Source organism: Anaerolineae bacterium (assembly GCA_035529315.1).
GTDB lineage: Bacteria > Desulfobacterota > Desulfobacteria > Desulfobacterales > ETH-SRB1 > Desulfaltia.
Map to the genome: position 1 here is coordinate 1 of DATKWZ010000046.1, position 4,463 is coordinate 4,463.

The 4,463-nt window shown below is 39.1% G+C and carries 5 protein-coding genes; 3 read left to right on the forward strand and 2 right to left on the reverse strand.

The features are described from left to right. Nucleotides 1-194: 194 nt before the first annotated feature. Nucleotides 195-344 (forward strand): hypothetical protein, encoded by a 150-nt coding sequence (locus VMW78_08840; GenBank protein HUV51108.1) that lies wholly within the window; start codon nt 195-197, stop codon nt 342-344. A 16-nt stretch (nt 345-360) separates the two neighbouring features. Here the strand turns inward: VMW78_08840 and VMW78_08845 are convergent, their stop codons facing one another. After that, nucleotides 361-1,698, reverse strand: a complete 1,338-nt coding sequence (locus tag VMW78_08845; protein ID HUV51109.1) for an AAA family ATPase — start codon at nt 1,696-1,698, stop codon at nt 361-363. 388 nt (nt 1,699-2,086) lie between these two features. On the opposite strand from VMW78_08845, the gene VMW78_08850 reads away from it, so the two are divergent. Beyond that, nucleotides 2,087-2,686 carry a histidine phosphatase family protein gene (locus tag VMW78_08850; protein ID HUV51110.1) on the forward strand — a complete coding sequence of 200 codons (600 nt, stop codon included), beginning with the start codon at nt 2,087-2,089 and terminating at the stop codon, nt 2,684-2,686. A 128-nt stretch (nt 2,687-2,814) separates the two neighbouring features. Beyond that, the gene (locus tag VMW78_08855; protein ID HUV51111.1) at nt 2,815-4,074 is read left to right on the forward strand and encodes an outer membrane beta-barrel protein; all 1,260 of its coding nucleotides are present in this window, start codon (nt 2,815-2,817) and stop codon (nt 4,072-4,074) included. A gap of 62 nt (nt 4,075-4,136) precedes the next feature. Here VMW78_08855 and VMW78_08860 read toward each other — a convergent pair. After that, the coding region (locus VMW78_08860; GenBank protein ID HUV51112.1) for a cohesin domain-containing protein at nt 4,137-4,463 on the reverse strand (327 nt) is incomplete at its 5' end.

Here is a 4,463-nt window from a genome sequence, read left to right on the forward strand (position 1 = left end):
TATTAATTCTTCCATGGCATTTCTCCAAAAAGCAGTCTTATTTTCCTAATTTCCTACTTTCTCACCAGTTTAAAGTAATCTAAAAATTTTGTCAATCGTAGGACCCTTAATAAACTGACCCGAGCACATCCTAAACAGACAAAAGGCTAAAATGCTAAAAGAATGTATGATTCACGCATTATAAAGAAAGAGAAATGATCAAACATGCTGTTCAACGTGGACAGTTGACAGGCGGGGCAACGTTTGTTGATGAAATCGAAAAAAAGCTTAACAGGCGGATTGAATCACGCGGGCAAGGTCGTCCTAAAAAAGATGAAGTATTCTGCTCGGCACAGAGAAAATAAATCTGTCCCCTTTTTTTTATTTTGAAAGTTCTGGAAATTTTGAAATCATATACAATGGATAATTAAATATACGTTTTTGATTGTCACAGCCGAATTTATTTCCGGTAAATTTTATGGCGTAAGCCGGATGATATTTGGTTATAAACGCCTGCAAACTTTTGGCTTTGGTGTTAAACCCGGCTTTTACCTCCACCGGGATGATGTTTCCGTTCACTTCGAGCACAAATTCTATTTCAGAACTCCTGCCTGACCAGGTGACGATTTCATTGAAACCGTATGCGCATAACTCCTGCATTACAAAGTTTTCAGCAAAGTAACCCTTGTAAGAACCATAATCATAACGCATAATGCTTGCCGGATTTAGGTTAATCATGGCGCCAAGCAAGCCGATGTCAAACAAGAAGAGTTTGAAGCTGTTTTCCTTTGCACCGGCCATAAGCGGTATGGACGGATGTAAATTTGTATTGACTTTTAATGCAAGTCCCGCCTTGATCAACCACTCTACGGGATCTGCAAGGTGCTCATAGCTTCTATATCCTTTGGAAATGACGTCCTTGAATTTGAATTTCTTTGATTTTTTGTCCTGTGTATTTGACAGTTGAAGAGGTATCGCCCTGAATACGCGCTCAATATGACGGGAATTCGTACTCCCTGCATACTTCGAAAAATCGTTATTATAATGAAGAATGAGCTGCTTCTGGAGTTGCCTAACGTTCCTGAATGCTTCAAGCGGCGTATCCTTATTGGCACAGTATTGACTGATGACTTCAGGCATCCCTCCCGTAACGAAATACCCTTTCAGCAAGTCAAAAAGACGTCTGTGATAAATATCGTCGATCTTTCCGCCTCTGAAATTCATTAAAAACATCAGCGCCATTTCTTCGTCTGTTCCGGCAAGATATTCTTCAAAATTCATTGGATACATATGAACACTTTCAACCTTTCCGATGGGAAACGGTTCATCACTATGCGCAACGCCCAGATTTGAACCGGCGGCTGCAACCGCCAGCCTGCTCATATTCTCGTAGAAGTACCTCAGGGCGGTTATGGCCCTGGGAATTGCCTGTATTTCATCAAGGATCAAGATATCCGTTTCAGTATTAATCGACTTTCCGGAAACAAAGCTCAATTTGTCGATTAACTGCTTCGGGTCTAAGGGCGAATCATTAAAAATAGTGGCAAGATCGACTTTTGATGCTTCAAGGTCAAAATAGTGTGTGTGACTAAAATGGTTTCTGGCAAATTTTATAAGAACATATGTTTTCCCGACTTGTCTTGCCCCTTGCAGAAGGAGGGGTTTTCGGTGTGTTTTGTTTTTCCATTGGCGCAATTTTGATTCAATTATCCTTTTCATAACCAGAGTCCACCTCACTACTACTTCACGGTCTTAACCCGTGAACTGTTAAAAAATATCAGAAAATAAAGAAAAACGCAAGAAATATGTAGATATATATCAAGAAAATGGCAGGGAATAAATATATGAAAAAAGGGGACAGATTTATTTAAATTTCTTGAACAGGTTTTGGTTTTAAATTATTCTTATAACATGAATAGTCAGCAGAAAAAAATAGGACAGCTTAAGGAGTATTTTAAAAAGAAATGGAAATGGTCTATATGTCAAGACCAAATTTAATCTTTTTTAAGGTGCATTTCCTTTATCATGTCACAGCTAACTTGGTTTGACGATAAGCCTCAAGAGATGTATCGTACTCATTTAATGGTTTATGCAGTCTTTAATAAATATGATGAAAAAAATAATGGTTGAGAAGATATATTTGATGCGTCATGGATTGACAGAGTCCAATAAGAAGAAGATCTATGCAGGCGGCAGTATGGAAGGGTTATGTGATAAGGGTATGGAAAAGTTATTTGATGTGGCAGAAAAACTTGAGGGATTTCAGATAGAAAAGATTATTTCGAGTCCTGTGCGCAGGGCTGTTCAGAGTGCTGTGATAATAAACAGTTTCTTAAACTTGAATATTGAGATAGAGGATAAGTTTAAAGAGATCCAGATGGGACCGTGGGAGGGACTTTCTGAGGATGAGGTTATTAAAGAGTATCCGGAAGAGTGGAAAATATGGAATACAAAGCCTTCAGAGCTCAGGATAAATGATAGAGAGACTCTGGCAGAGCTTCAGTTCAGGGCTGTAGATGGGATTAAGAGGCTGTCTGATAAGGCCGAAAGCTTTGTTCTTCTTGTTGTTACTCATACTGCTGTAATACGAGTGCTGTATCTTTATTATAATGAGATGCCCCTTGATGAGTACAGGAAAATTGATGTCCCGAATAATTCAATATTTCTTCTTGATAATAAACATATATCGCAAGTTCATCTGAAGTGAATAAGTCACATTAATTTGAATCATTTATGAGGAATAGCTATAAATTTATATACTGAAAAAATATGAAATAATTGATATACTGCCGAGTAACCGAATGATCACATACTGAAGGAAGAGGCATTGTTAGTATGAAAAGAACAATAATTATTATTCCTATATTTCTTATTATCACAGTTTCAAGCATGTTTGGGCAATCGTACAGAACATTTGCTTCGGAACTTAGTTGGATTACAGAGAATGCGCGCTGGAAGATTGGCCCATTCAGAATCTATCCGAGGCTTCAATTCAGAGATATTGGCTATGACGATAATGTATACTATCAGAGGGAGGAAACAGGGCCGGTTTCTGATTATACTGCCACATTTTCTCCAGAAATAAGGACTTATCTTCTCTTTCGTAATTATCTGATTCTCTCTTTTTCAGAAAATCCTGAATATGTTTACTATGTAAAAGAAAGCAGAGAAAGGCGCTGGAACAACTCATTGACTCCTTCGTTTAAACTGCTGCTGCTTGGCAGGTTTGTTGTTGGAGGTGGATATTCTTACAGCAATATAAGATGGCGTGCTACGAGTGAATTCGATGTAAGAGCAAATGAGCATCGGGAAGCTTATAATGGAAGCTTGTTTTATGAGACAGCAAGAAGAACATCTTTTGGGCTTACAGTTTCTTCTCAGAGAATTTCCTACGAAGATATTACAATGCCGGGGGAGGAGATTTATCTATCAAGGCTTTTGAACAGGAAAGAGCAGAATGCTAATTTTGAGTTTTATTACAGGATTTTTTCTGAAACCTTCTTTTTTATAAGGGGAGGTTATACAGAATATAATTTTGAAGATGTTGATTACAGTTGGAGGGATTCTTATTCTTACCAGAGTTATGCAGGTGTGAGGTTTCCGCTTTTGGGAAATGTGAGAGGAACAATTTCGCTTGGATATAAGAAGCTTATTCCAAGGAGTGAAGAGAGGAAGGGTTTTTCAGGACTTATTGGCGATACGAGTATTGAGTACAGAGTGTGGCGGTTTGGATTTCGAGGACAGTACAGCAGGGACTGCCCGTTTTCATTCTGGACGAACAGCGTCTATTATATAAGCGATAGATATGTAGGGGGGATATCGTTTTATTTAACCAGGTTTTTACGGATTGATTATAACTATAATTATGGAGAAGGACGGTATCCCGAGCCTATGATGACGTATATGCCAGACGGGAGTTATGAGGAGATAAAGAGAAAAGATACATATAGAACCAATACAGTAGGTATTATTTTCAGGGTAATAAGGAATACTGGTATTGGGATTAATGTTAGCTGGTGGAGCAGGGATTCGAATGTTTACTGGGAAAACAGGGATAGGATGTTTGTAGGGGGATACCTAACCTACGACTTCTAACAGCAAGAAAGAGTACCAGGTATTAAAAAAAGGCCTAAGGTACCAGGAACCTTTTTTTGATTCTATTTTTGCAGGGTGAATGTTGCGCTTGCAGGTTCGGGTGACATACCTGAGATGTCGTCGGTGTAGCTTTTAATGCTGACCTGGCATTGCTGCCCGTTGCTGTAACTGCTGCCTGTCACTTTTAACTTGACGATGGCAATTGTCCCGCTGCTTCCTGTTGGAATCGATGTGCCGGCTCCTAAAAATCCTCCGATCTTCAAAGTGCCAGAGGTGGTTTCGTTTCCGGCCACTGCTGCCCAGCTTCCTGTTAAACTTCCTTTTTCTACGCTTTGAAATTCGAACATATTGGCATCAAAAGTCATTTCCAGCCCAAAGACCTTAATCTC